This is a genomic window from Hoylesella loescheii DSM 19665 = JCM 12249 = ATCC 15930, from assembly GCF_000378085.1.
In the GTDB taxonomy this organism is placed as follows: Bacteria; Bacteroidota; Bacteroidia; order Bacteroidales; family Bacteroidaceae; genus Prevotella; species Prevotella loescheii.
Genome location: NZ_KB899213.1, coordinates 237,839 through 264,819 on the forward strand (window position 1 = coordinate 237,839; position 26,981 = coordinate 264,819).

The 26,981-nt window shown below is 48.1% G+C and carries 22 protein-coding genes; 9 read left to right on the top strand and 13 right to left on the bottom strand.

What is annotated here, in order from left to right:
* Window positions 1–6 precede the first annotated feature (6 nt).
* A complete protein-coding gene (locus F453_RS0105920) occupies window positions 7–2,841 on the top strand; it encodes a M16 family metallopeptidase (protein ID WP_018967197.1) in 2,835 nt (944 codons plus the stop codon).
* A gap of 1,201 nt (window positions 2,842–4,042) precedes the next feature.
* Here the strand turns inward: F453_RS0105920 and F453_RS0105925 are convergent.
* The 4 genes from F453_RS0105925 to F453_RS0105945 form a co-directional block, all read right to left on the bottom strand.
* Entirely contained in the window at window positions 4,043–4,792 is a 750-nt protein-coding gene (locus tag F453_RS0105925; protein ID WP_018967198.1) for a class I SAM-dependent methyltransferase, read from the bottom strand.
* 896 nt (window positions 4,793–5,688) lie between these two features.
* Window positions 5,689–6,222, bottom strand: coding sequence for a hypothetical protein (locus F453_RS0105935; protein ID WP_025789877.1), 534 nt, complete (start codon window positions 6,220–6,222; stop codon window positions 5,689–5,691).
* Between the two features lie 35 nt (window positions 6,223–6,257).
* Entirely contained in the window at window positions 6,258–6,785 is a 528-nt protein-coding gene (locus tag F453_RS0105940) for a hypothetical protein (RefSeq protein WP_018967201.1), read from the bottom strand.
* 143 nt (window positions 6,786–6,928) lie between these two features.
* Window positions 6,929–8,641: a sigma-70 family RNA polymerase sigma factor gene (locus tag F453_RS0105945; protein ID WP_018967202.1), complete on the bottom strand. Its 1,713-nt coding sequence runs from the start codon at window positions 8,639–8,641 to the stop codon at window positions 6,929–6,931.
* Window positions 8,642–8,707: 66 nt separating this feature from the next.
* On the opposite strand from F453_RS0105945, the gene F453_RS0105950 reads away from it, so the two are divergent.
* The 7 genes from F453_RS0105950 (at window position 8,708) to F453_RS0105980 (ending at window position 15,942) form a co-directional block, all read left to right on the top strand.
* Window positions 8,708–8,908, top strand: coding sequence for a hypothetical protein (locus tag F453_RS0105950; protein WP_018967203.1), 201 nt, complete (start codon window positions 8,708–8,710; stop codon window positions 8,906–8,908).
* A 244-nt stretch (window positions 8,909–9,152) separates the two neighbouring features.
* Window positions 9,153–11,165: an outer membrane beta-barrel protein gene (locus F453_RS0105955; RefSeq protein ID WP_033404176.1), complete on the top strand. Its 2,013-nt coding sequence runs from the start codon at window positions 9,153–9,155 to the stop codon at window positions 11,163–11,165.
* Between the two features lie 482 nt (window positions 11,166–11,647).
* Entirely contained in the window at window positions 11,648–12,109 is a 462-nt protein-coding gene (gene rplM / locus F453_RS0105960; RefSeq protein ID WP_009236731.1) for a 50S ribosomal protein L13, read from the top strand.
* A gap of 9 nt (window positions 12,110–12,118) precedes the next feature.
* Window positions 12,119–12,505: a 30S ribosomal protein S9 gene (gene rpsI / locus F453_RS0105965; protein ID WP_009236730.1), complete on the top strand. Its 387-nt coding sequence runs from the start codon at window positions 12,119–12,121 to the stop codon at window positions 12,503–12,505.
* Window positions 12,506–12,804: 299 nt separating this feature from the next.
* Window positions 12,805–13,620 carry a 30S ribosomal protein S2 gene (gene rpsB, locus F453_RS0105970; protein WP_026292483.1) on the top strand — a complete coding sequence of 272 codons (816 nt, stop codon included), beginning with the start codon at window positions 12,805–12,807 and terminating at the stop codon, window positions 13,618–13,620.
* Between the two features lie 88 nt (window positions 13,621–13,708).
* The gene (gene tsf, locus F453_RS0105975; RefSeq protein WP_018967206.1) at window positions 13,709–14,701 is read left to right on the top strand and encodes a translation elongation factor Ts; all 993 of its coding nucleotides are present in this window, start codon (window positions 13,709–13,711) and stop codon (window positions 14,699–14,701) included.
* A gap of 515 nt (window positions 14,702–15,216) precedes the next feature.
* Window positions 15,217–15,942 carry a nitroreductase family protein gene (locus F453_RS0105980; protein WP_018967207.1) on the top strand — a complete coding sequence of 242 codons (726 nt, stop codon included), beginning with the start codon at window positions 15,217–15,219 and terminating at the stop codon, window positions 15,940–15,942.
* 560 nt (window positions 15,943–16,502) lie between these two features.
* On the opposite strand, the gene F453_RS0105985 is transcribed toward F453_RS0105980, so the two are convergent.
* The 3 genes from F453_RS0105985 to aroQ form a co-directional block, all read right to left on the bottom strand.
* On the bottom strand, window positions 16,503–17,423 hold the full coding sequence (locus F453_RS0105985; protein WP_018967208.1) for an ABC transporter ATP-binding protein: 921 nt from the start codon (window positions 17,421–17,423) through the stop codon (window positions 16,503–16,505).
* A gap of 142 nt (window positions 17,424–17,565) precedes the next feature.
* Entirely contained in the window at window positions 17,566–18,225 is a 660-nt protein-coding gene (locus F453_RS0105990) for an O-methyltransferase (RefSeq protein WP_018967209.1), read from the bottom strand.
* A 3-nt stretch (window positions 18,226–18,228) separates the two neighbouring features.
* Window positions 18,229–18,645, bottom strand: a complete 417-nt coding sequence (gene aroQ / locus F453_RS0105995; protein ID WP_018967210.1) for a type II 3-dehydroquinate dehydratase — start codon at window positions 18,643–18,645, stop codon at window positions 18,229–18,231.
* Between the two features lie 45 nt (window positions 18,646–18,690).
* On the opposite strand from aroQ, the gene xerA reads away from it, so the two are divergent.
* Window positions 18,691–19,605 carry a site-specific tyrosine recombinase/integron integrase gene (xerA, locus tag F453_RS0106000; RefSeq protein WP_018967211.1) on the top strand — a complete coding sequence of 305 codons (915 nt, stop codon included), beginning with the start codon at window positions 18,691–18,693 and terminating at the stop codon, window positions 19,603–19,605.
* 232 nt (window positions 19,606–19,837) lie between these two features.
* Here the strand turns inward: xerA and F453_RS0106005 are convergent, their stop codons facing one another.
* The 6 genes from F453_RS0106005 to bamJ (F453_RS0106030) all read right to left on the bottom strand — a co-directional run bounded on the left by F453_RS0106005 (window position 19,838) and on the right by bamJ (F453_RS0106030) (window position 26,796).
* On the bottom strand, window positions 19,838–20,866 hold the full coding sequence (locus tag F453_RS0106005; protein ID WP_018967212.1) for a M28 family peptidase: 1,029 nt from the start codon (window positions 20,864–20,866) through the stop codon (window positions 19,838–19,840).
* Between the two features lie 236 nt (window positions 20,867–21,102).
* Entirely contained in the window at window positions 21,103–22,923 is a 1,821-nt protein-coding gene (locus tag F453_RS0106010) for a fused gamma-glutamyl-gamma-aminobutyrate hydrolase/peptidase (RefSeq protein WP_018967213.1), read from the bottom strand.
* Window positions 22,924–23,261: 338 nt separating this feature from the next.
* A complete protein-coding gene (locus F453_RS0106015) occupies window positions 23,262–23,729 on the bottom strand; it encodes an Lrp/AsnC family transcriptional regulator (protein WP_018967214.1) in 468 nt (155 codons plus the stop codon).
* 347 nt (window positions 23,730–24,076) lie between these two features.
* The gene (bamJ, locus tag F453_RS0106020) at window positions 24,077–25,054 is read right to left on the bottom strand and encodes a BamJ family beta-barrel-assembly machinery protein (protein WP_018967215.1); all 978 of its coding nucleotides are present in this window, start codon (window positions 25,052–25,054) and stop codon (window positions 24,077–24,079) included.
* Window positions 25,054–25,929: a BamJ family beta-barrel-assembly machinery protein gene (bamJ, locus tag F453_RS0106025; protein WP_018967216.1), complete on the bottom strand. Its 876-nt coding sequence runs from the start codon at window positions 25,927–25,929 to the stop codon at window positions 25,054–25,056. Before bamJ (F453_RS0106025) ends, bamJ (F453_RS0106020) begins: the two co-directional genes overlap by 1 nt.
* Before the next feature lie 261 nt (window positions 25,930–26,190).
* Window positions 26,191–26,796, bottom strand: coding sequence for a BamJ family beta-barrel-assembly machinery protein (bamJ, locus tag F453_RS0106030; protein ID WP_018967217.1), 606 nt, complete (start codon window positions 26,794–26,796; stop codon window positions 26,191–26,193).
* Between the last annotated feature and the right edge of the window lie 185 nt (window positions 26,797–26,981).

Below are 26,981 nucleotides of genomic sequence, written 5' to 3' on the forward strand. Positions count from 1 at the left end.
TCCCGTATGAACACAACGCTCTTCAACCTAGCGCAACGTATGCGTACGGCCATGTTGTGCCTCGTCGCCTTCGTTTTTGCGCAGCAGGCTTATGCACAAAACGAGGTGCTAAGAACGGGTAAGCTGCCCAACGGTCTTACCTATTATATATATAACGATGGCTCAACGCCAGGTGAAGCACAGTTCTACCTCTTCCAAAACGTGGGGGCAGTGAACGAAGCCGACAACCAAACGGGTTTGGCCCACGCCTTAGAGCACTTGGCGTTTAATGCCACCGATAACTTCCCTGGTGGCGTTATGGCTTTTCTTAAAGCCAATGGCCTTACCGATTTCGAGGCTTTTACGGGTGTGGATGAAACGCGCTATGCCGTGCACAATGTGCCCACGGCCAACACGCAACTGATGGCGAAGATGTACTTGTTGCTCAAAGACTGGTGTCATGGCATCAAGATACAGCCCGCCGACGTTGAGAAAGAACGTGGAATTATCCTCGAAGAGTGGCGCAGACGTGAAGGTATAGACCGCCGTATCACCGATAGCACGGCGCGTGTGATGTATCCCAACTCGCGATACGCACAACGCAACGTCATTGGCAACGAAGCTCGCCTACGCTCCTTCACGCCCAAAGATGTGCGCGCGTTCTATGATACGTGGTACAGACCGCACTTGCAGTTCGTGGCCGTCATAGGTGATGTAAACCTAGATCAAGCTGAACGCACCCTCAAAGCCACCCTCTCGTCGCTCCCCAAAAAAGCAACGCCCAGCGATATCGAACTCCGTAAAATCGGCGACAATGCTCAACCGCTGTTCATGCAGTTTGTAGACAAGGAGAACAAGAGCCTCTCGTTTGGTCTTTACCAACGTGTGCGCCTGCCTAACAATCCCAATTCTGACGAGGCAACGCGTAATTTCCTTTTCACGCGCATATTCAACACCTTGGCACCGCGCAGTTTTGCTCGTCTGAAAAACGCCGATGCAGAAACCTTCATTGCTGCTTCGGTAAGCCTTTCGCCTCTTGTGCGCGGCTTTGCGCAAATGGCATGGGACGTTGTTCCCTATGCCAATAATGCCCAACAGGCCATGGAACAGCTGCTTGCCATAAGAGGGGCAATCGCTCATAGCGGCTTTTCGAAAGAAGAATTCGAAGCCCAGAAGAGCGAGATGTACCAAGGAATGAAAGACGCATTGGAAGCTAAGGGGCTGGGAACACCCGATAACGTGTTCAATTTGATGAAGCAAAACTTCCTTTATGGAACACCTATCAACGACTTCCGTGAGCAAATTCAGCGCAATATTGAAGTGCTGGTAGAGCAAGACGTGGAAGATTTTAACAGCTGGGTAGCCAAATTGCTCGACCAAAACAACTTGGCTTTCATCACCTACGAACGTAAACCCAACGAGTTAGGCCTATCGCAAGACGCCTTCCTCGCATCGTTAAAACGTAATGAGAACCCAGTCTTGGAGGCTAGACCAGACAATACGCTGACCAGTCTTGACCTCAAGCACATCGTTGCAGGAAAGATTGTAAGCGAGAAGCCCATATCTAAGCTTGCCGCTAAAGAATGGAAACTATCTAATGGCGCACGCGTAATCTACAAGTACCTGCCGCAAGCCAAGGGTATGCTATTCTTCTCGGCTACGGCTCCTGGTGGACGCGCTGCCGTTACGCCCCAACAGCTGGCTAACTACACGGCCATGCGCAATCAGCTGATGCAAACGGGTGTGGGTGGATATAACCGCAACCAGTTGGCTTCGTGGCTGCAAGGCAAGGATATAGACCTTAGCATGTCGCCAGGCGACTACTCCGACGACCTCTCGGGCAGTATGCCCGTTGCGCAAGCCGATAACTTCTTCGGTTACCTCAATCTCATCTTGTCGCGCCACGACTTCTCGCCCAACGTCTTCTCTAAGTACGTTCAGCGCAGCAAGTATCTCTACGCCAACCGCTCGCTCGAAGGAATGGAAGCCGCGCAAGACTCTATTCGCCGACTGCTCTTCCCGCCATCGGAGGCCAACCCCGAACAAGATGAGGCCTTCTTCGACCGTATGCAGTTTGAAGAACTTCCCAAACAGTTCTTCGCCCACTTTGGCAATGCAGCGCGCTACACCTACTTCATCGTTGGCGATTTGGCCGAACCGCAGGCTAAAAAGTTGGTAACAACTTATCTGGCATCGATTAAAGGCGATCCCAAACAAACGTTGCCAGCACCTACGGCCATGAACTTTGCATCGAAAGAACCGCTCATCAAGCGCACGTTCAACGTCGAAATGCAGGGCGATTTGGCCGAGATAGAACTGTCGTTTGCCAACAACTTGCGCCTAACCGACAAAGAACGGGCTGCGTTTCAGGTAATGCGAGCCATCTTGGAGGCCAAGTATTTCGACGAGTTACGCGAGAAACAACACCTTACTTACACCGTTGGTGTGAAGGCCGACTATGTTTCTGAACCCGAAACCACCGAGACGCTCAGCATACACCTTTCTACCGCGCGCGCATCTGTTGCCACGGCGTTAGACAAAGTCAATGCTTTGCTCGACGATGTACGCCTTGGCAAGTTCTCGGCCGACGAGTTTAAGGCAGCCATTGTGCCTCTGGCCGTAGACGAACAGACACCTGCCTCGCCCGACATGGGTACCAATCCCATGCTGTGGATGGCCACATTGGGCGTATATGCACAAACGGGCGAGACCATAACGCCCGAAGAAAGTGCAGCTGTCGACCCCGTTTTCAGCACCCTAACACCTGCCGATGTTTCGGCCGTTGCCACTAAGGTGCTCAACAACGCTGTTAAACGCGAAATCGTTGTACAAGCCATTGTACACGAGGGTAAGCTAAGCTAAGGTGCAAAAAACATCTTCAAGACAGTAGAATTTTAATAGAAAACATCCTAAAATCGGCGTTCGCATCTCGTAATAAGAGGTGTGGATGCCGATTTTTTACAAGTTTTACGTGCATCCGGGATAAGCATGCGATGCTTTTTGAGTAAGATTAGATCAAAAGCGAATGGCTATTTCACCAATCGCTATGCGGTAGGATGGCGCACCATCACTAACATGTGCATGGATTGTTGTAAGTTTTTTGTGCTCCCAAACTCCTATATAATAAGCAAAATTTAAACGAGATACCATTCATTTTACGCAAGAGAAAGAAGCAAGGAGATACTGTTATACCATCTACCGCGTAGCGGTTGGCCTTTTGGTAGGGCAGGGTTGGGAGCCAAAGCGACCTACCCTGCCTAGGCTGCGGCGAGAGTAAACAATGCCGTAGGTATTGGTCTGTTTCCGTTTATCACGCTTGTTTTGGTGAAGAATGCACACAACGCTCTCCTCGTCGCCCTATTATTATGCCTCTTTATTGATGCCATTCCCTCTTAAAATATGCCTGATTACACCCACAATAGCCAGCACTCCCATACAAACTAACCAATGAGAAAAAAGACCAAGACCTACGGCCTTGTGTGGTTATATGCGCCATTTAGACAGGGTAGGTCGCTTCTCTCCCAACCCTGCCCTACCAAAAGACCAACCGCTACGCGGTAGTTAGCGCAACGCCGCTAACATGTGCATGGATTGTTGTAAGTTTATTGTTCTCCCAAACCCATATATAATAAAGTGAGATTGGGATGGAACACGATATGTTTTACGTAAAATCAAGATGCAAGAAGACACTAAAAGGTCAACCGCTACGCGGTAGTTAGCGCAAAACTAGCCGCTAATAGCCATGTTTAAAACAAGCTGTGGCATGGCGTTCTTCCATAAATGACCAACCGCTACGCGGTAGATAATGCGATACTAGTTGCTAATAGACATGTTTAAATCAAGCTGTGGCATGGCATTCGTCCCCAAATGGCCAACAGCTACGCGGTAGATAATGCGATGCTAGCCGCTAATAGTTATGTTTAAATAAAGTTGTTGAATGGTTTTTCGTCCCCAAATGATCAACCGCTACGCGGTGATTGGCTCAACGCCACTAACATGTACACAGGCCCTTATGAGTTGTTTGTTATCCCTAACCCGTAATCATTACGAAGCTGTTTATGTGTTAACCCGCATGAGCCTTCCTAAACGTGATGCCATAAAACTGATTATTCCAAAATAGCTCTGTTTGCTTTTCTTCGGCCGCAGGCGGAATACACTGCTCAATCTCGTGAAGGTCTACCGTCTTACCCTTGAAATACGACTTTGAAAAGACGCTTTTCTTATACTGCGATTCCACAAAGTCGGCAGTCTCGTCGGCAACAAGAATCTTGCTTCCAGGTTTCGCAACCCTCAGCATCTCGTTCATTGCGCGAGCCTTATCGTTAAAGAAGTTGATGGCCCCATTATGAAAAACGATGTCGAAAGAGTTATCCGCAAACGGCAGTTCTTCGGCAGGACATTGCACAAGCGTTAAGTTTGTTTTCTTCTCCCATTTCTTTTTGCACCTCTTGAGCATGCCCATCGAGATGTCTGCACCAACCATCTCTAACGTTTTAAGGTCGATACCCTGTGGCAGACAACGCAAGTCGGCCCCTGTACCAATAGATACGTATAGCACGGAGATATTGTTTCGCCACTCCAAACGACTCATTAGTTCGGTGCGCATCTGCTCAAGTCCCCTGCCAAATTTAAGCCGTCCTATCCATTTCTCTCCAAAATCGTACACATACGACATCCAATCGTACATCTTCATGTACTTATGGTTATCTCCACCCACAAAGTCATTATTCATATACAAGAAAATACCATTCTCTTGCTGCAAACCTTCTGCCTTTATTTCGGGCATCAGCCATGTTGAAATATCTGTTGCCATAATGATAATTTGTTATATTAAATCTATGAGATGTTAAGTTCTAGATTTTATGAATTTTATCTACGTCGTCGCACGTTAAAGGCCAACGAACTTATAGCTTGCGAGAGAACGCGAAGGCTAAACGGTTCGCAAACAAGGAAACCCACAGCCTCAGGAACTTCGGTTGCCATTTTATGGCACACGCATTCTTTTCGTTGGCCCTTGTGAAAAAGGCCAGTCATAGGGTTCAGTAAGCTGTTTTCCCGTAGGCAATGCCGGACGTATAAGCGTGATATGATGTGGTTTAGGGAAACATCATCACAACAATACAAAGGTAAAAATAAAAATAACAACAAGCAAGGCTTTAGCCCTTGTAATGATATATAATTCTTCTTGGCGTGGTTCGCATCATCGGGACTCGTGTTCCATGTAAGTTGGACTCCTGTTCCAGTTGATATGGAACATTGTTCCAGATAAGATGGAACAGGGTTCCAGCTTAGTGGAAACAAGTTAGGAGATGAAAGAACGTAACTCTAAACCTTATCTGTCGTCTTTCAATAGTTGTTTTGGTGCTAATCGTTCTTTGTGATAAAGGCAGTTAATGCAAATATGTGTTCAACACGTTGGACAAGCCATTATCGTAGATTTTGTTTATTGCCAGCACAGGTACGGACAATAAACATGAATTGAAGGATGTGAAGAAGACAGACGAATGTAAGTAGGTGAGTCCTATCAGGTCCTTTTATGGCTTTGTTCTATGTTGTTTCGTTGATTGGTTTCTTAATCGCATAGTTCACTATACGTTTTCAAAAAGAGTCAATGGGTATAGAATTAATGATCCATTAAAAGTAAATGATAGAACCCGCCTAAGATAATAGTCTTTGCAAAAGACATAGGGGGAGTCTTGAATAAGATACTTAATCTACAGGCAACAGAATGCCCCTCTTTAGTGTAACTTGTGTTACCTTACCCTGTGCAAGATTTATTTCCCCATCGTATACGAGGAGTTTGTTATCGCATTTAACAACGCTTCCTGCATAATACACTTTCAGGTGATAATTTCCTTGGGAAATTTTGCCCATCTTGAAGTCAACATCATACCAGCATTCGCAGTCGGCCAACAGCTCAAAAGGTTGCTTGTGATGAACAACTAGAGTAATTTGATTGCCTTCGTTACTAACATTCACCACTCGTTCTCGTATTGCGCAATTGTCTCTTACGTCTTCTACTTTGCATTGGGCAACGCCGTCTTTACCTAGCTCAATACTGAGTTTCGTTAGCTTATTCCTATCATCCTCGCGCGGATTGCTTTGCAAATCGGTCATAGTAACCTCTCTTTTGCATGACGAATTTGTAACATCGTAAGTCTTTAACGAGCCAACTACCGCGTTTTCTGTGGAACATGCCGATAGCCCTACAAGGCATATCAGGCTAAAAAACACTTTTTTCATATATACTTTTCCTTTCCATTAACTGGTCCTAATGTTTACTCTTCAATTAGTTTACCATGCTTTTTAAGTACAGAGAGAAACTCTTCCCATTCGGCGGCACGCTTTTGTTTAGCCTCTTTTATCGCTTCGTTTTCTCTCGCATAGTCGCTATTGTTTTCTATATGTCGCGGATAACAGTCGCTCAGATAAAATTTGCCGTTCTCAGAGACCAAAGACAGGTCGGTAAACAGTTGGCTGTTGACTTCGGATACAAACGTAGTGATATGAAGCAATACTTTGTTGGGCGTACATATTTCTATTCTTTGGTAAATGGGGAACAAGGAGCTGTTCGGCTCAAAGTTAACGAACACCATCTCTCTTGTTTTCGAATTGAAGTTTTTGATGTTGTCGAGTGTGAACAGATACTGTTTGGAAATGACAGAACGGTTGACGGGAGTTGTACCAATTGCATACAGTTCGGGCTTGATGTCTGTTTCTTCAGACTGTGTTTTCTCGTCACTACTGCAACTTATGCTCGCAAACGAAAGAGCGAGAATAGATAAGATAGATAATAATTTTTTCATAATGAATGCGGTTTAGAATTATATTGATAAGATATACACGATGTAAAGAGGCGGTTTTTAGGCCGCATCTACCATAAAGAGTGAGGATACTTGAAAATACTGCACGCTTGATGGAGATTTTTGTTATCTGCTTTTTCTATGGTCTACCACGTTAGGCGCAAACCGAATGGTACGGTTATGATGAACGGATGTTCGGTGCGATAGGTCTCGATACCGCTTCCATTGCCGAAGTAATAGAACATGTTGGGCTCTAAATAGATACTGAATGGCTTGAACAGGCGATACTGCACGCCTACGCCAAGATTAACCGACCATTGGCTATGCACCTTAATGCTCTCGTGTAGGGTGTACGATGAGTCCGCTGTTACGGTGTATTTCTTAGCGAGCGAGCTATAAACGGGCAACTCGAACGTTACGCCACCGGTTGTGTAGGCATTGAAACGGCCATTAGCCCAAAGGCGGTAGGTAAGGCGTAAGGGTATGCCAAGGTAGTCTACCTTTTGCGTCTTATTCAGTGTGGCACCAAGATATTTGCTTTCAAACTCCGATTTTAGGCGTGTGTAGGTTAGCCCTGTGCCAAACGCCCAGCGTGGACTTAGTTGCTTGTTGAGTGAGATGCCCAATGTAATGGGGCGATGGTGATTGGCCTTTTCGCCTAAGCCTGTACCGTCTTTTCCCGTGGGTGCGTCGATATTATTGTTTACAATCCAAGCAAGTTTTGCACTTTCAACAGAGTCCATAAGTGCCTTGTTCCTTGTGAGATAATTCTCATAGTCTTCCCAAGTGTAGAGTTTTGCAGTGGCTCCACCATTGGCATAGTCGATCATAGAGAGGTAGTTCTGGCTTGATAATGCGCCATTTGCACCTGCATTAGACGAGTACCCAAGGCTGAAAGTCCAAGGGTATTTCTTCTTGGGCTTGGTGGCGTGGGCTATTTGCTCGTTCAAGGCAATTTCCTTGTTTATTACAGTTGTTGGAAGTGAAGGTGGTAGCGTGTCTTTTGGGTTGCCTGTTACGGCCAGTTGGCTTTGTATCGTATCTGCGTCGAGCGGTAAGGTGATTTTTGCAGGCTTTGTGCTATTAGTTCTGTTTTGAAGGTGATACCTGCCGTTGTGAGCAGCCGCTTGTGTCAATTGGGCCTCACCAACGTTGTGCGCAGTTGTCGATGGGGTGGAATATGCAGGTTGGTTGGCCTTGAGCTTCATGTTTTCGGCTTTTGTTTTTTGTGGGGTGGCTTGCCGTTGTTTCGTTGCTCTTGGCTTTAATGTGGTCAATCGGCCTGCCTTTTGCCTTGTCACCATATATATATATATAGGAATGAGAAGTGGTAACAGCAGCAAACCCCAATAATTAGCCAGCATTGCCCGTAGCATCTTCTTTGCCCTGAAGAGTTGTGAAGACGAGCTGTGCGGGTTAATTCCAAGCATCTGGCCTATCTCCTTATGAGAAAGCCCATCCAAGACCGACAGCTTAAACACCTCTCGGTTGCCTTTTGGGAGGGCGTCGATAGTGGCTAATAGCACGTCTAATTCCACACCTTGTATGTTTTCCAACGTTTCGTCCGCCACTTCTCTGTTTAGGTTCGACAGCGAAGAGTTGTGTTTCTGCATGTGCCGGAGGTGCTTTAACGAGAGGTTTTTCACAATGGTTACCATCCATCCTTCCAATTTACGGTTCTCTTTCAGTTCGCCAATGGATGTGAAGATGATGATGAATGCGTCGTGTAGAATGTCTTCTGCCACGCTTTGGTCCTTAACATAGCTGCGGCATACGCTCTGTAGTTTGGGAGCATACGCCGAATATAGTTCACCAAGGGCTTCTTTGTCTCCCTTTTTGCAAGCGTCTATATCTATCATATATTTCTTAACAAGAAAATGTCTATTCCTTATTAAAAGAGGAGTGAACCAAGGTCAAAAGACTGCATGACAAATGCTATTTTTCCATTATTTGGCATTTCAAAAGCTCCGCAGACTGAACTTTTGAGCGAAGATGAACGTGAAATGGTGAGAATAACACAAAACTACGATATTAAAAAGAGAAAGCCAAATGTTTTTGATGTTATTTTATTCTTGATGCGATTTTGCAACGGAGAGTTTCTGTTTCAGGCTAATTTCCGACAATGATAGGACGAAAACACGGTTGAATGTCAATAAACTTAAAGGCAGAAAATATGCTTGAAAGGATCGGCGTAACGCGTATGTGTGGAAAAACTAGGTAGTTAGTCGCCAACTTTCTCTTATAAAACCTTGGTTCGAAACCGATTTTTTGATAAATTTGCAGGAGTTAAACACGAAACGAAAAAAATGTCGAGGCGCCTTATGCTTACGCAGATACGTCCCAACAAACCAACACCTGATATAGACAGATATGAGAAGAAAAACATTTACAGCACTTTTCGCCCTTGTGCTAAGCACCGCTTTGGCTGCGCCAATGTCGCAAGAGCAACCTGAAGAACAGCGCTTGGGCAACGCTGTTAGCTACGACTTACCACGACTCGTGGCACAAAAAGGCGTGGAAAACGTTTACGATGCCATTGGTGCATTGCCAGGAATAACCGTGCAAAATGGCGTTTACATGCTCGGCGGACGAACCATTGCCGTGGCCATAAACGGCAAAACGCAGAACGTGGCCTACGATCAGCTGCAAGAATTGCTACGTGCCATGCCCGCAAGTGGCATCGAACGGGTGGAAATTGTGTACAACCCTGCTGCGCGCATGCAAGCCAATGCACCGCTAATCGCCCTAACCTTTAAGCGCGGAGATGCCGAAAGCGCACCCTTTACGGCCGAAGTGGGTGGCGACATGTCGTTAAGGCATCGCACATTGTTTGGCGAAAGGGTTTCGGGCACTTATCGCAAAGGGCCTTTTTCGCTCGACCTGAGCTATCTGCACACGCACGGCAGGGTTCTCGATGCCTTACGAACGGATATACCTGAAGTGCTTTCGCCTAGTGGCGGACCGATTACCAACACGCAAGAGCGCCTAGCCGCAACCAGCAAGCATAGCTACCGACTTGTCGGCACCTATACCCTTGGCGAGCGCCATACGTTGACGGCCACTTATCAGGGCTTTAACACCAACAACGACCTAAGCGTTAGCAACACGGATTCGCACTTTGGGTCTGCCGATGGTAAAGTAAAGGCGTGGCTGCACAACGCGAGGATAGACTATTCGATGCCTTTTGGCGTCAGACTTGGTGTAGAGGCAGCCTTCTATCGTGCACCCGAAAGGCACGTATTGATGGATTATGTTAATCCCTTTTCACGATATCCTGATTACAATCCTTGGCTTCCCACGCTATCGCGTGAAGATTTCTTGGTGACAGATAGCCTTCGAACAGACCTATGGCGTGCCTATATAGCAGGTGAACACGAATTGAACAATGGCTGGACCATCAACTATGGTGCATGGTTTAAGAAGGTGAAACATAACTCGGTGCACCATCAGCGACGTCATGTGCTGGGATACAACGTGGAATGGAATTATCCTGAGGAGCATTTCACTACGGCTTATGTAGGCGTGAGCAAACGATTTGGCGAGAAACTATCGGCAGAAATGTCTGTGTCTGCCGATTACTATCACCGCATAATCATTACGCAATGGCGCGTGCTACCCACTTTCAGCATCAGCTACACACCCTGCGAAGGCAACGTTTTGTCGTTGGCCGTGAGTGGAAGTCGCGCTTATCCTCACTATTCAGACATGAACGGCATCTCGCAACCCGACAATGGTGGATACTTGTACACGCTTCGCACTATGTCGTTAATGCCTTCGCTGCATTATCAGGCGCAGCTTTCGTATGTCACGAAGGGTGGTTTCCAGTTTAGGGCATGGTACAATCGTGCCTCGGGACATGTCATGCAACAGCTTTATCCCGATGTTTTTCTAAGGTGTGTTATCTTGAGCAACAAGAATATCGACCGCCATCAGCAAGTGGGGTTGCAAGCCGTTATGCCACATCAGTTTGGCTCGTGGCTCTACACTTGCCTCACTTTGGGCGGCGCGTGGACGCGAGATAAGTACGAACCTACGCTGTGGGAAGTGCCGGTGAACAGTCGTATCATTCATGGCGAGGCTAAATTCACGGGTGTTGCCACACTCTGCAGCAAGCCCAATATCACTTTGTCGGTAGACGCTTTCGGGCAAACCAAAACGCAACAAGGGGTTTGGGAATTGCCGGCTCATGCCCAATTAGACATGAGTTTGCGCTGGATGCTCTGCAAAGACATGGCCACTTTGCGCCTGTTTTGCAATGATGTTTTGGCAAATGGCACCCCCAAGTATCGCTATATGGTCTATGACAAAGGGTTTGACTTAAGGAATGTGCCTCGTAGACATGTGGGCGTATCGCTCACAATGAGGTTAGGTGGCACGCGATAAGTTGGTTTCTGCGTGACTTCCAACAGTCGGGCCAGGCAGGCTAGTTCAGCTAGTTTGTCTGGCCCGATTAGCATGTAGATGGCAATAAGGTTGAATATCTCAATCCTTTACTTTCACGCGTACGCGCGCGCGATATATAATGGTGTGTTGTTGGGTAGTTATATGGTGTGTTGTTGGGTTGTTAATTGGGGGGCAATTCCAAGTGCTGGTATGGCGTTTGCATGCATGTCGGTAGGCGATAAGGCAGTTCGAGTTGCTAAACATTGTTAATAATATATAACGCTAAGGTTAAATATGCGATGCGTTTATTAGTTAAAGCATATTAATGCGTACCTTTGCAGTCCGATTATTACGGGGGTAAACCTTAGAGCCTCCACCGCAATCGTGTTAATAGTCACGCTTTTGGCCGAGCTTGGCGGTTAGTGAATCGGTTGCGAAAACCAAACAAACGTTTTTTAGTAGTATTACAATTAAAAATTAGAATGGACACTTTAAGTTACAAGACTATTTCCGCCAACAAGGAAACGGCTAAGAAAGAGTGGGTGGTTATCGATGCTACCGACCAGGTAGTGGGCCGTCTTTGCTCGAAGGTAGCTAAGCTTATCCGCGGCAAATACAAACCCAACTTCACGCCTCACGTTGATTGTGGCGACAATGTAATCATCATCAACGCCGCCAAAGTGGTTTTCACTGGCAAGAAAGAAACTGATAAGGTTTATACACGCTATACTGGCTACCCCGGTGGACAGCGCTTTAACACGCCCGCCGAATTGCGCAAGCGCAAAGGTGGCGTAGATCGCATCATCCGTCACGCCGTTAAGGGCATGCTGCCCAAAGGTATTTTGGGTCGTCATTTGCTAGGCAACCTCTACGTTTTCGAAGGAACCGAGCACGATAAGGCTGCACAAAAGCCCAAGACCATAGACATTAACCAGTATAAATAAGGAAAAGAAATGGAAGTAGTAAATGCAATTGGTCGCCGCAAGAGCGCTGTAGCTCGTGTTTACCTCTCTGAAGGTACTGGCAAGATAACGATCAACAAGAAAGACATTAACCAATATTTCCCCTCTGCCATCTTGCAGTACGTGGTTAGACAACCGCTGCAGCTGCTCGAAGCAGCCGAGAAATACGACATCAAGGCTAACCTCGACGGTGGTGGTTACACCGGACAAAGCCAAGCTCTGCGTCTAGCCATCGCACGCGCACTGGTTAAAGTAAACGAGGAAGACAAGAAAGCACTGAAAGACCAAGGCTTCCTTACCCGCGATTCGCGCGCTGTTGAGCGTAAGAAACCGGGTCAACCCAAAGCCCGTCGTCGCTTCCAGTTCAGCAAGCGTTAATGTGTCTCTGGCCCACCTGCCGTTTGCAGGCCTGCGCTTGAAGCTCGCCCGATGGGCAGCCTAAGCCAAACCGCGCCTCGCAATGTGGCTTAACGGAGGGCAAACACAAGCTGAGCAACGTTTAGTATCTAAACGGGCACGACTCGATAACGGCTTCAGTCGCGATTACCTGCCCGCTGGTTCTAAATCAAAAGGTAAGCTCTGAAAGTATTCTTTGGTGGAACTGTTCCATCGCAAAGCCCTTTCATGACTCGCCGCAAGAATTAAAAAGAAAGTAAACATCCAAACAAAACAAAGACATGTCAAGAACAAATTTTGACCAACTGTTACAGGCAGGTTGCCATTTCGGACACCTCCGCCGCAAGTGGAACCCTGCAATGGCTCCCTATATCTTCATGGAACGCAACGGCATCCATATCATCGACCTCCACAAAACTGTGGCTAAGGTAGACGAAGCTGCCGAAGCGCTCAAGCAAATTGCTAAGTCGGGAAAGCGCATTTTGTTCGTCGCTACTAAAAAACAAGCTAAGGACGTTGTAGCCGAAAAGGCTTCAAGCGTAAACATGCCCTACGTTATCGAACGTTGGCCGGGCGGTATGCTCACCAACTTTCCTACCATCCGTAAGGCTGTTAAGAAAATGGCGAACATCGATAAGCTGATGAACGACGGTACCTTTGCCAACCTCTCTAAGCGCGAGTTGCTACAAGTAACGCGCCAACGCGCTAAACTGGAGAAGAACCTTGGCTCTATCGCCGACCTCACCCGCTTGCCCAGCGCACTCTTCGTGGTTGATGTTATGAAAGAGGCTATTGCCGTTAAAGAGGCTAAGCGCCTTGGTATCCCCGTGTTTGCCATGGTTGATACCAACTCGGATCCTCGCGACATCGACTTCATCATCCCTGCTAACGACGACGCAAAAGACAGCATCGAGGTGGTTCTCACCGCTTGCTGCGCTGCCATCGCCGAAGGTTTGGAAGAGCGTAAGGTAGAGAAGGCCGACGAAAAGGCCGCTGCCGAACAAGCCGAAGAAGCTCCACGCGCCCCCAAGAAGGCTCGTAAGGAAGAGGCTAAGGCTGAAACCGAAGTAGCAGAAGAAGCCAAAGAAGAGGCCTAACAAACAATATGAAGCGGCAAAGGGGCACTAATATGGCCGCCCGAGCCGCTTCTTTTCTCAACCCAACAAAAAAGAAAAGGAAAAGATTATGGCTGTTTCAATAGCAGACGTACAGAAACTGCGCAAACTCACCGGTGCTGGTTTGGCAGACTGCAAGAAAGCTCTCGACGAAACCGGTGGTGACATCGAGAAGGCAATAGAGATTATCCGTGCTAAGGGTCAAGCAATTGCTGCCAAGCGTTCAGACCGCGAAACCTCTAACGGATGTGTGCTCGTGAAGGTTGAAAACGGCTTCGGGGCTATCATCGCCTTGAAGTGTGAGACCGACTTCGTGGCCAATGGCAAGGATTATGTTCAACTTACGCAAGACATTCTCGACGCTGCCGTAGCCGCTAAGGCTAAGAACCTCGACGAGGTGAAGGCCCTGACGCTGGGCGATGGCACGAAGGTTGAAGACGCCGTTATTGCTCGTTCGGGTATCACTGGCGAAAAGATGGAACTTGACGGATATAGCTTTATCGAAGGCGAGAACATCTACACCTACAACCACATGAGCAAAAACCTGCTCTGCACCATGGTTCAAACCAATAAGCCTGCTGCCGAAGAGGGTCACGCCGTTACCATGCAGATTGCCGCGATGAAGCCTATCGCACTTGATGAGGCTAGCGTTCCCCAATCGGTTAAGGACGAAGAGTTGAAGGTTGCCATCGAAAAGACCAAGGAAGAGCAGGTAGAGAAGGCTGTGCAAGCTGCTTTGAAGAAGGCTGGTTTCAACCTCTACATCTGCGAAAACGAAGAGCACATCGCTGAAGGTATTGCCAAAGGTAATATCACCGAAGCTCAAGCCGACGAAATTCGCCGTATTAAGAAAGAGGTGGCAGAGGAAAAGGCTGCTGCACTTCCTGCTGAAATGGTGAACAATATCGCTAAGGGTCGTATGGCTAAGTTCTTTAAAGAGAACTGCTTGCTTGAACAAGAGTTCATCCAAGACTCTAAACTCAGCGTAAGCCAATACCTTAAAGCTGCTGATAAAGACCTCACCGTTGTGGCCTTCAAGCGCTTTACGCTTCGTGCTGAATAAGATCAAAATCTACGACTAGTCTGTTACCGCTAGGTTTCAGACTTGTTCGTGTGGTATTTTTCATAATTTATGGTTTGTCCCCACAGCCTTGTGCTGTGGGGATTTTATTTTTAAGGAGTTAAGAGGAGGTAAGGAGTAAAGGAGTAAGTTCTAGGAGTAAAGGAGTTATGGAGTTAAGTAGTTAAGCCAAATGCTTTGACGGCGTTAGCCATCTTTTCACCCTTTCACTTTTTCACCTTTTTACCTTTCCCATCCTTTCCCATTCTCTCATCCTTCATCTTTTCACCTTTTCACTCTTTCACCTTTTCACCTTTCTCATCCCTTCATCTTTTCACCCTTTCACCCTTTCCCCTTTTCCCCTTTCCCATCCTTTCACCTTTTTAACCTTTTCTACGTTCTTGTAGTTTGCAAGATAGCCAAAACATCGTATCTTTGTAGTTAAATAATTGCACGCATTTCGCAACCGAACGCTATTCTGGTATTTGTTGACTGTGTGCCCCAAAATAAGTAACCACATGAGTTTAGAAGAGATTTTGAACCGCCGACGCTCTGTGCGCCACTTCGATTCAGAAAAGCCAATCGACCCCGAGCAGGTGAAAGCGTGCCTCAAGCAGGCCACACTTGCCCCTACAAGTTCTAACATGCAGCTGTGGGAATGTTACCACATCACCGACAAAAGCATGATAGAGAAGATGGTACCTGCCTGCCTTGGACAGCTTGCCGTTAGTTCGGCGCAACAGCTGGTGGTGTTCGTAACACGCCCTGACATGGTTAAGCGCCGTGCCCAAGCAGCTCTGGCGTTCGAGCAAGGCAACGTACGTCGCAATAGTCCTGCCGAGAAACAGGAGAAGCGCATACGTCAGTGGGAACTCTATTATCGAAAAGCTATGCCCCTTTGGTACGGCCGTTGCTTTGGTTTGTTAGGACTTTTCCGCAAGGCTTTGGTGCAATTGATAGGCCTTTTCCGTCCTGTACCGCGTCAGGTAACCGAAGCCGACATGCGCGTTGTTGTGCATAAGAGTTGCGGTTTGGCTGTGCAGACGTTCATGTTGGCCATGAGCGAGGCGGGATACGACACTTGTCCGTTCGAAGGGTTCGACAGTTGGCGCGTTAAACGCTTGCTCCATCTTCCCTATACGGTTGGCATTAATATGGTGGTAGCATGTGGCATTCGCCTCCCCGATGGAGTTTGGGGCGACCGTTTCCGCCTTCCGTTCGATGAGGTTTACCATCAAGTATAGCCCATTAGAGCAGTGATGGGGTTGTGAAGTTAAGAAGCTAAGCCTGTGGTTTCTGGGCTTTTCAGGTTATAGATATATGAGTTTACGCCACAATTGAGGCGTAAACTCATCTGTTATAGAGGCATTTTGTGGCTTTCTCGCGCGTTAGTTCGAAGCGCAGTTGTAAGTGAACGTTTTAAGCTTTTAATGCTCTTGCGGTGCATTAGCACAGCCCATTTCATACGTAAGTTTGCTAGTCGTTTTGTTCCCACTATGCTGGACTACTGTTCCAGTTGACATGGAACAGTGTTCCAATTGATATGGAACCGTGTTCCGGATAAGATGGAATGGGGGTACACTTCACATGTAACACGGGCATCGTTTATTTTAAGCCTTTCTAGTGCTTAAAACGCGCTCCGGAAAAACTTGTTGGGCGCATTGCCAATGCTATGAAAACGTGTTGCCTGATTGTGAATATAAGACGATAGAAGGGTGAAAGATGCGACGCAGGGGCGGGGTAGGCGTACCAAGGCGAATGTGTATAAGCTGGTTTTTAGAGCCTTTTCCCCACTTGTTCCGCCCTATTTACCTTCGCCCAATAGGCGTAACAAGGCGTGTGTGCGCTGGTCGAAATCAGCGGTGGCGGTAAGCGTCAGGCCTTGCGATGCGGTGTTTTCGGCTTTATCTTTGGGTTCGAAAACAATCTGTTGGAGGCCCTGCTCGTCGGTACGGATGTGTTTTTCAAGTACGCGCAGTAGTGTGGCGAGGTGCTGAGGGGCTGTGCAGGAAGTGTTCTCTTGTGGCGTGTTGGTGGCTTGTTGGGCTTTGGTTACCACCCAAAGGGCATCGGCCGTGTGCACGGCTTGTTCTAAGTCGTGGGTGGAAAGCAACACCATCTTGTTGGTTTCGTGAGCCAGACGACTTAACAACGCCAGCATTTCCACCTTACTTTTGTAGTCGAGAAAGGCCGTAGGCTCGTCGAGCAACATCACGGGCGTATCTTGTGCCAAGGCTTTGGCAATCATCATTTTCTGCCGTTCGCCATCGCTTAGCGTCTGTACCATACGTTGGCGCAGGTTGGTTATGCCCACAACATCCATCGCCCACTCAACCATGCGGTGGTCTTCGGCCCTAAGCGTGCCCCAGATGTTGGTATAGGGCGAGCGACCTAGGCCCACAATTTGCTCTACGGAGAGGTTTTCAACACTGGGTTTGGCCGTTAGTACCACGCTCACCAGTTGTGCCAGTTGTGCTTGCGATAAGGTGGCGATGTCGAGAGGCGTAGGTTTAGCATCGGCCAAATAGAGCATTTGGCCCGCGAGTGGTGGCTGGAAGGCGGCCAAGGTGCGCAGCAGCGTGCTCTTACCAATGCCGTTGGCACCCACAAGACAGGTTAACCGCCCCGAACGAAGGGTGGCGTTGAGACCTGCGAGCACAGTGGTTGGTGTGCGGCGGGCTTGCTGGTAGCCTACGGAGAGGTTGCGGAGGGTTATCGAGGGCATATTTTTCTGAGGGGGTTGGGTTGCTAGGGGATTTTGGTTTTCTAGGTTTTCTAGGAGGCACTAGGCTTTTTAGGAAAGCTGTTAAAAGGGTATTAGCCATTTTCATTCTTTCACCTTTTCACCCTTTCACTTTTTCACCTTATCACTCTTTCACCTTTTCACCCTTACAGCTTCCTTCTAACTTCCGTATCAGCGTTAATCCATCGCGCAAGGGCAGGATAACTTTCTCAACGCGTGAGTCGGTGGCCACGAGGTCGTTAAAGCGACGTATGCCAAGGGTTTGTTGGTCTTTATCGTAGGCAGAGTCGAACACATGGCCGTCCCATAGCGTGTTGTCGGCCACGATAAAACCACCTTGCCGAAGCACCGAGAGGGCCATTTCGTAGGTTTCGACATACGTTCGCTTGTCGCCATCAATGAAAACGAGGTCGAAAGTGATGCCCAAGCGTGGGGCCTCGGTGATGGCGTCGCCGATGGTGAAGCGTATTTTGTTGGCCACGGCACTGCCTTCTATCCACGGGCGGGTGAAGTCTTCTTGCTCGTCGTTAATCTCGAAGGTGTACAAAAGGCCGTCATCTGGCAGTCCTTCGGCCAAGCAGATGGCGCTATATCCGCTGAAAGTGCCCACTTCGAGCACGCGTTTGGCCTGCGTCATCTGCACAAGCATCTTCAGCAAACGCCCTTGTAGGTGTCCGCTGGCCATGCGTCCGTGCAGCGTATGCAGGTTTGTGGCACGGTAAAGGCGGTATAGATAGTCGCCTTCGGGGTCGATGTGGTTGGCGATGTAAGTGGTTAGGTCCATGCCTTAGGGTTTGAAACTCTCTATCGCCAAGCGGTAACTGTCAAGTCCGAAGCCGCATATCACGCCACGGCAGGCAGCTGCGATCATGCTCTGGTGCCTGAAAGCTTCGCGTTGGTGAACGTTGGAAATGTGCACTTCAACCACAGGCGCGCTGATGGCACGTATGCAATCGGCGAGCGCAATGCTGGTATGTGTGTAGGCTCCGGCGTTAAGCACGATGCCACCGCACTGAAATCCTACGTCTTGCAACTTGTCGATGAGTTCGCCCTCGATGTTGCTTTGAAAGTAATCTATCTGTACATCGGGGAAGCAAGCACGCAGACAGGGCAGGAAATCGTCGAACGACGTGGAACCATAAACGCTTGGTTCGCGCACGCCAAGTAGGTTGAGGTTGGGCCCGTTGATAATTTGTATCGTCATGTCAGCTTTATTTTGTACTTTTGTTCACAAAATTACGAATAAACGATGGAAAGAGAAAATAAAACCGTCGACAATATGGTGAAGGCTTATATGCGTTACTTGAAATTGGAACGCAACCTTAGTCAGAACACCATTGAGGCTTACCGCAACGACTTGCGTTGGCTTTTGGCCTACGTTAACTATCATGGGCTAAAGGTGGAGACGGTGAAACTGGAAGACTTGGATAACTTTTCGGCCTCGCTTCACGACCAACGCATCACGCCACGGTCGCAAGCGCGGATACTGAGTGGTGTGCGTTCGTTCTTCAAGTTTTTGCTTCTTGATGGCTTTATCGATGCCGACCCAACGGAGTTGTTGGTGTCGCCACATGTTCGTAACGCCTTACCCGACGTGTTGAGCACGGCGGAGGTGGACCGTTTGGAGGCTTCCATCGACCTTTCTAAATGGGAAGGGCAACGCAATAGGGCCATTATCGAGGTGCTGTTCAGTTGTGGCTTGCGCGTGTCGGAGCTTGTTAACCTGAAGCTTTCTAACCTTTACGTGGAAGAGAAGTTTGTGCGCGTAACGGGAAAGGGCGACAAAGAGCGGCTAGTGCCTATATCGAGCCGAGCGCTAGACGAACTAAATGCATGGTTTGCCGACCGTAATGCGATGCGCATTAAGCCTGGCGAGGAGGATTATGTTTTCCTTAATAGGCGCGGGGCACATCTTACTCGCACCATGATTTTGATCATGATAAAGCGCCAAGCGGTGGCTGCGGGTATCACTAAGACCATCAGTCCGCACACGTTACGCCATTCGTTTGCCACGGCTTTGCTGGAAGGTGGCGCCGACCTTATCGCCATTCAGGCCATGATGGGTCACGAAGACACCGCCACCACAGAGATTTATACGCACATCGACACGTCGTCGCTAAGGGAGGAGATAACGAAACACCACCCGAGAAATAAGAAAAGGTGAGAAGGATGGAAGGGTGAAAAAGTGAAAGGGTGAAAAAGTGAAAAGATGGCTGACGCCCAGTAAAGGGGAAAAGATGAAAAAATGGAGGGGCGAAAGGTTGAAAAGATGGCTTTGGCTGTTAACTTGTTCACTCGTCCACTATAAAACGACTAGGCCTCTTGGTATATCTAGAAACCCTAGAATGCCAAGAGGCCTCGAAGCCTTTATAAAGTACAGGGAAGCAGGGACGCTTCTATTTCTCTGTATATAGCGTTTGTATAACCGTTTGTCCCGCAGCTTTAAGCGTATTGCGGTCGATGTTTTGCAGGTTATCGTTTAACGTATGCCATGTTGGACCAAATGAGCTTTGCACGCAATCGGGGTATAAACCGATGATGTCTATCGTGGGAATGTTGGCCTTTTGGTTAAGCGGCACGTGGTCGTCGGTAATCGTTCCGCCATCGGTTTTGGGGAAGAAACTGCCAAAACCTGCAGCTCGTGCGGCTCGCCAAACCTTCTTTACGATGTTGGGGGCAAAGGCCATCGACATGCCTTCGCGATAAAACTTGGCCCCAATACCACCCACCAAGTCGAGCAAAATGCCGTAGCGTGCCTCGTAACCAGCGGGTAGGTTGGTGGCGAAATATTGTGCGCCAAGTGCCCAAGTTTCTTCACTGTCGGCCTGACCGCTCCACTTTGGCGTGCCCCAATCTTCGGCATCGAAACACACGAAGTCTACACCGATAGCTAAATCTTTGTTTTGATTCAGCAGTCGGGCTATCTCCAGCATCACGGCTACACCGCTAGCGCCATCGTTTGCACCATCGATGGGCTTACGCCAGTTGGCACTATCGGGATCGTTATCGGCCCATGGGCGCGTGTCCCAGTGTGCACAGAGCAATATTCGGGTAGTGGCTTCGGGCTTATAGCTAGCTATAATGTTGCGACTTCGTAGTATGGTGCCATCGTATCCGCGAAGGTCGGCACGCTGATTGGTTATTTTACAGCCGTAGCTTTCAAATTTCTTAGCGATCCATTCGCCGCAATCGTCGTGGCTCTTAGTGTTCATCGCGCGTGGTCCGAATGCGCATTGGGCGGCTATGAAGGCATAGGCCGAGTCGGCATTAAAGACCGGTCCGACGGGATTAAGCCTTTCGGCAGCTGCCATTTCAGCGGCTTCCGCATCTTCCGCCGCACTATGCGATGGTGAGAATAAGCCCAAAGAATAGGCTATTATGGCTATGATGGCAATCATGATAACTGCTATGATGATTTTCTTCATTGGATGGTGAATATTGAAAATGGGAGTTAGAGAGTTGTGGAGTTAAGGAGTTAAGCCAAATGCAGAGAACTTAAGGAGTTTAAGGAGTAGAGGAGGCTGTTCGAGAAGCTAAGGAAACGTGGAGTTAAAGGGTTAAGCCCTAAGCCTTGATGGCCTTAGCGATATCTTCATCCTTTCACCTTTTCGCCTTTTCATTGCTAAAAGGCGTTAGCCTATCTTTTCACTTTCTCACCTCTTCACCTTTTCATTTGCGCTTCCTCCATCACTCTCAACCAATTGCCGCCCCATATCTTTTCGATGTCTTGCTCTGAGAAGCGGCGGCGCAATAGTTGGATGGTGAAGTTGATGATTTCGGACGAATTGGCGATGCCACATACACCGCCGTCGCCGTCGAAGTCGGTTCCAAGTCCCACATGGTCTATACCCATCACCTTGATGGCATGTTCCAAATGTGCCATGGCATCAAGGATGCTGGCCTCGCCTTGTGCACGAAGGAAACCGTGATATAAGGTGATGTGCGCCACTCCACCCTTTGCGGCGAGCGCACGCATCTGATCGTCGGTGAGGTTTCGCGGTACATCGCAGAGGGCTTTGCAGTTGCTGTGACTGCATACAATGGGATATTTACTAATCTCCAAGGCATCGTAAAAGCTCGATTCAGCACCATGACTTAGGTCTACCATGATGCCCGTGCGGTTCATCTCTTCGATAACGCGTCGTCCAAAGTCGCTCACACCGCCATGAGTAGCCGTTCCGCGCGCGCTGTCGCAGATGTCGTTGTCTCCGTTGTGGCAGAGCGTGATGTAGGTTACGCCACGTTTGGCGAAGTGTGCAACGTTTGCAAGGTCGTTCTCTATCGCCAAACCGTTTTCTATTCCCAAAACGATGCTCTTCTTTCCAGCAGCCTTGTTGGCATAAAGTTGTTGGGGCGTGCGGGCCAAAGCCACATATTGGTTGTTTTCGGCAACGATGTTTTCAATCTTGTTAAAGATGAGGTCGGCATAGTCTCGCGGCCCTTTCACATCGAAAGCGACCTTCTCGCGGAAGGTTTCACCTGGTTTAGGCTGTGGCAGATAAGCCACCATGGTGGTGGCATCTTGGCGCCCTTCGGTCATCTTATGCAAGTCTACGAGTATGCGTGGGTCACGTTGGTCGAACCGAACGTTAAGCGGGAAGAACATCGGCGTATCGCAATGGGTGTCGAGCGTAAGCACTTTGGCGTGCACGCGCTTGGCTTCGGCGAAGGTTTCGGCCTGCTGAACGATCCACTGAAATAGTGGTAAGCCCTGCTCTTCCATCCATTCGGGATGCCATTGCACACCAAGTAAGGGCTTGTGTTCGATGCTCTCCATGGCCTCTGGGATGCCATCGACGGTGGCCGCAACGAAGCGAAACTTACTGCCTGCACTGCAAACGGCCTGATGATGGAACGAATTGACGTGCAGGCTGGTGGCGTGGAAGATTTGCGCGGGTATCGAATCGGGATCGAAAAACACCGTTTGCGTGGCCAGATTGCGTGGCGCATCTTGCGAATGCTGTATCAGTTTGTCGGCGAAAAGGGGAAGGAAATGCTTAAATTCACCCTCTGCCAAGGCTCGGCGTACATCGTGGGTGAAATGCTCTTCGATGTCTTGCGCCACCTTTCCGCCTAGGGCCATGGCCATGGTTTGCATGCCGCGACAGATACCAAGGATGGGTATTTGGCGGTTGTAGGCCAGTTGGGTGATGAGAAGTTCGGGCAAATCGCGCTCGGGATTAACAGAGTGGAGCAGGGGCGAAGGCTCTTCGCCGGCCCAAAGGGGATTGAAATCGGCTCCACCCGTGAGTATAAGTGCGTCGATATGGTCGAGCGTATTGACGATAACGTCTATGCTATCGACGGGCGGGATAAGCACAGGCGTTCCACCAGCATTAACCACTTGGCGGTAATATTGGTCCATAAGCATGGCACAACCATCCTTAAAGTTGGCTGTTAGTCCAATTACGGGCTGGCGTTTTGCCTGTGGAAAGCTGTCGTATATATTTTTTAGATGCGCTTGAAAATCAAAGTTGTTCATGAGCGAGGTTTGTTGGAGTTAACTGGCTAACGAATAAATGAGTAAACAAAGCAGGTCTACACCATGTGACAAAATATTTGGCTAAATCACTGTTTGCTGTCAACCTTTACTCCTTAATTATATTGACGGTTTTACGCGAGTGCGAGTTAATGGAATTGGGAGCTAATAAGCTGACAAGGCGAAGTGAATAGCCACATATCAAACAGCGAGGTTATAGGCAGAGCTATTAATTTGTTGCAGGAGCAGATAAGCCCACACGGCAGGCCAAACAAAGCAGCAAGATTGTCAACTTACTGCCTTTACTATTTTACTCCCTTACTTCTTAACTCCTGAAAGAATTACTTTTCCTCGGGATCTACTAATATCTCGCGTTTAATACTTTGTTCTAAAGATATGAGCGTTTCAGTAGACACAACGCCTGGTATGGTTTGCAGCTTGTTGTTCAGCAAGTCCATCAGCTGTTCATTGTCTTTTGCGTAAAGCTTGATGAGCATGGTGTACGAGCCCGTAGTAAAGTGGCATTCAACGATTTCGGGAATGCTGGCTAGTCTGGCAACCACGTTTTTGTACATGCTTCCACGTTCGAGATTGAGCCCGATATAGGTGCATGTAGAGTATCCGAGACTCTTTGGATTTACATCAAACCCGCTACCGGTTATCACACCATTTTCAATTAGGTGCTGAACGCGTTGGTGTATGGCTGCACGCGATACACCGCACTCTGCTGCCACGTCCTTAAATGGAATACGGGCGTTTTGCGACAAGATGTTCAGAATTTTCTTGTCTAGGCTGTCTATTTTCTCCATGTGTTGTTATCGTGTTTTATGTATTTAGTCGTTTTAATGCGTTCGGAAACCGCAGCAAATGTAAACAAATTAAATGAAACAAACAACAAAAAGTTAGACAAAAAGGTTTTAATGGCTACTTTTGACAATTGGTTAACGTCATTAAAGATAAATTAAGGGGTCAGAAGATAAGGGTGATGGGGCAATTAGCTAGTGGTTTTAGGTGTTCTTGTGGGTATGGATATCCAACGAACAAGAAGTTAACCTCATTAGGAACTAGCCCAACGCTGCCACGAGGCAGTCATCTGTTTTGCCTAGCCATTACGCTTAGCTTCTAACCTCTTTTTTATGTGCTAGCTGTTAAAGCTTTATCTTCTTTTCTTTGCAGCAGGTTTTGCGCCTTTCTTGGCAGGTTTTACCGCAGGTGTTTCGGTCTTAACATTGCTCACTTCGGGCTTAGACTTGTTCACCTTCAGCAATTCTACGGTAAAGATCAGTGTAGAATAGGCGGGAATAGAGCCCATTTCTCTTGCTCCGTAGGCCAAATCTTGGGGGATATAAAGCTCCCACTTGCTGCCAGGAGTCATCAATTGAAGGGCTTCTGTCCAACCTGCAATAACCTGATCGCAGCGGAAAGAGGATGTGTCGGGTGTGCGTTTGTAGCTGCTATCGAACACTGTTCCGTCGATAAGTTTGCCTTCGTACTTCACAACCACTTCATCGGTAGCGGTTGGTTTCTCGCCCGAGCCATTGGAAATAACCTTATATTGCAGTCCGCTAGGCAGTGTAACCACGCCTGCTTTCTTAGCATTGTCGGCCAACCAGTTCTTTCCTACGCTGATAGCGGCTTCGGTTTTAGCCTTCTTTGCAGCTTCCACACGTTGCTCGTAAAACTGTTGTGCCTCTTCTTCGGTATATTTCGTGAAGTTCTTTTGCAGGGCATCAATAAAGCCGTTGTAGAAGTTTTGGGCAGCAACCGAGTCTTTCGTGCCTACCAGTTCTTGCTGAACCGAGGGCAAAATGCGCTGTTGGGCCATCTGTGCAATCTGCATTCCGGCAGCATAAGCCGAGAAAGCGCCATCGCCTTTGCTCTCTAGCGCCTTGCGAAAACCGCGTACAAAGTCGGCCATATAGGTGGTATCCACCTTATATTGCTGTTGCACGAAGGGTATTAAGCCTTTCGTTGCGGCCATTCCGGCAGCATAACTAACCGAGTCGGAAGATGTTTTTAACTCTACAGGGGCAACGGTGGCCACCTGAACTACGTCTTTCTTTTTGCCCGCAAGGGCGGTATTAAATGTGGCACTCGCTAAAAGCGCGAGTGCCATATAGGTTGTATTCTTCATTATTTTTCGCCTACAGAAATCAATTCGATTTTAAACACTAGTGTAGAGAAGGGCTTAATGTTTGGTTGTTCACGAGCGCCGTATGCTTGATCTTCGGGAATATACACTTCCCAAACACTACCAGCAGGCATGCGGGTAAGAACTTCCGTCCAGCCTTTAATCACTTGGTTGGCACGCATCGTTACGGGTTCGCCACGCTGATAAGTGCTATCGAACACCTTACCATCAATAGTCTTACCCTCATAGTTTACCTTTACGGCAGAGGTATCTTTCGGAATTTCTCCGTTTCCTTCTTTAATCACCTTGTATTGAACACCGCTGGGTAGTTGTTTTACACCTGGTTGCTTTGCGTTTTCTGCCAAGAACTTTTTGCCGGCTTCCTTATTGGCGCCATAGGTGGCTTCGGCCGACTTCGATTTTATCACTTCTGCCTTTTCTTGAACATACTTAACGGCCTCTTCTTGTGTCATCAGGCCCTTCTTGTTCTTAGCTCCGGTGATAAATCCAGATAGGAAATTCTTCATCGAGATGGTCTTGGTCGAGTCTTCTCCAAACAGTTCGTGGTTGATACCCTTCACCATTTGGTTAGAGATTTGCTGTCCAATCTGTACGCCTGCATAGTAGGCGGCCTTCTTTTTGTCGTCGCCAGCGTTGGCTCCGTCGTTAAGTCCCTTGATGAAATCATCAATATAGGCCGTGTCTACATTAAGACCACGGGTTAGATAATCCCTTAGACCCTGCGTTTGGCTATAACCCAAGGCATAGCTCAACGTGTCGATGTCGTTCTTTAGGTCGGCTTTGGGCGTAGAGTTGCCGCAAGCCGTGAATGTAACGGCAGCAATAGCAGTTGCTGCGAGAATAGTTAATTTCTTCATTGATATATAAGTTGTATTTTAAGTTTCTAAAAGCTTCACCTCCAATCCTTCTCCAAGAGCAGGGAGAAGTGATGTGCCTTGTTGTTAATTTGTTAAGATGAGAAGTCGGGCAAGTTGAATGGGCGTTTGGCTAATCAAACTAGTAAGACCAATCAGACTAATCTTGTAAGTCGGACAGGTTCAACAAGTTCAACTGCCATCTGCAACATCGCTATTGGCTTAACTTCTTAACTCCATTACGCCTTGAACTTCTTTGAGGGCTTATTTCACCTCAATCAGTTCCACATCGAACACCAATGTGGCGAAAGGAGGAATTGAAGCACCAGCTCCACGCTCGCCATAACCCAGTTGATAGGGGATGAAGAAGCGATATTTTGCACCTTCTTTCATGAGCTGCAAACCTTCGGTCCATCCGGCGATAACGCCATTTAGGGGGAACGTTGCTGGTTCGCCACGCTGAACAGAGCTGTCGAACATCGTTCCATCTATCAGCATACCCTCGTAATGGCACACCACCTTGTCGGTAGCTTTAGGGCTTTTGCCGTTGCCTTCTTTAAGTACCTGATATTGCAAACCGCTGGGCAGCGTCACCACGCCTTCTTTTTTGGCGTTCTCGCTGAGGTATTTCTCACCCTCGCTCTTGGCTCCTTTGTACTTCTCGGCTGCCTCGGCGCGTTGTTTCTCTTCTTGTTTGCGGAAGAAATCTTCCACAATTTGCTGTGCTTCGGCTGTGGCTACTTGGGGTTCTTTGCCGTCAATCATGTCCTTAACAGCTTGTGCAAAGTCGTCGATGTTCAAGTCGGCTGCACCCATTTGCGACAATTGGCGGCCAATGCCTAGGCCCAAAGCATAACTAAGTTTATCCATAACAATATTGTCTTTTATCTCTTTATTTTTCGTACAATGGCACAAAGTTACAATTAATTATCTTATCCGATACGCTTATTTGCAAAAAAAACACTAAATTTGGGGTTTGCAAGCTAACCTGCCCGCTTGTTTTTCAGACTCGTTCTGAAAGTACATCAGCCTCGGAGCGATGGTTTTTGCCGCAG